Annotated in this window: 1 protein-coding gene; it reads left to right on the plus strand. The window is 67.1% G+C overall.

What is annotated here, in order from left to right:
• On the plus strand, nucleotides 1-398 hold a 398-nt coding region (locus AC1DV8_RS22935; RefSeq protein WP_477159045.1), incomplete at both ends, for a hypothetical protein.

Here is a 398-nt window from a genome sequence, read left to right on the forward strand (position 1 = left end):
AACCTGAACACCACCGGCGCCGGCTCTGCCGCTACCGCTGGTACCTTCACCTCGACCGCCAACTTCGCGGCCGTGACCTTCACCGACGCAGCCGACGATATCTCATTCGATATCGCCGTCGACGGCGGTGCCGCGACGACCGTCACCATCGATCAGGCCGCTCTGGCGACCGTCGGCAACAATGACGACACGCTCGACGACGTTGCCGAACTGAACGCCGTTCTGACGGCCCAGGGCGTCACCGGCGTCACCGCCTCGATCGGCGGCGGCAAGCTGGTGCTGACCTCGGCCACCACGGGCACCAACTCGTCGGTTGCCGTGACCAACTTCGCCGAGACTGACGCCGACACCGACACCACCATCACCGGTATCGGCCTTGACGCCGGCACCTCGGCGGC

The sequence above is a fragment of the Devosia sp. P3_B2 genome (genome assembly GCF_056402875.1).